Here is a 636-nt window from a genome sequence, read left to right on the forward strand (position 1 = left end):
AAACTCGCTGCTAAAGAAAAAAAGCTTTGGTTAAAAAAGAAACCCACTAAATTTACCGATAGCAAATTTGGACAGACTAACAAAGCCTATCAGAGAGACGATTTGTTTGATCCTGACAGAATTTCTAAATGGACAGTAAACAAAAAAGAAGTGTGGGGCACCAATGTTGAGAGAATGGAAGCAGGAAGAGCACCGATAGGATTTGATGGAAGGTCTGTTGAATTGCATCATTTATCACAAACGCCTGAAGGGCCCATAGCAGAAATGAGCAGGGAATCTCATAACAAATATAATTCCGTGATTCATGCTCCTTCCAAAACACATCAATCGCTTATAGAGAGAGACAAGTTTGGTAATTGGAGAGAGGAATATTGGAAGGAACGTGCTAAAGGGTATAGAGAACAAAAAAACAATAATTTAGGAGGAATAATCGACATGAAATGGAGTATCATAGGGATAGATTTTGACAGATGGGGACAGGAGCATCGGCAGTAGTGATCTACCGGTTGGTGAAAAGAGAAAGACAGCAGCTTATAGAATAATTTATGGAGAAATAATTGATGAAAACCTATACCTTAGATGATGTTGTAGAATTAGTTGATAAATATAATGATATTATCAATTTTCGTACTGAAG

At 36.8% G+C, this 636-nt stretch carries 1 protein-coding gene; it reads left to right on the plus strand.

Translation table 11 applies throughout. The features are described from left to right. Positions 1 to 495 (plus strand): HNH/ENDO VII family nuclease (locus ACFINL_RS09830; protein ID WP_375651501.1); only part of this gene is annotated, 495 nt, incomplete at its 5' end. Positions 496 to 636 lie beyond the last annotated feature (141 nt).

The sequence above is a fragment of the Bartonella sp. AA78NXGY genome (assembly GCF_042197005.1).
Taxonomy (GTDB): domain Bacteria; phylum Pseudomonadota; class Alphaproteobacteria; order Rhizobiales; family Rhizobiaceae; genus Bartonella.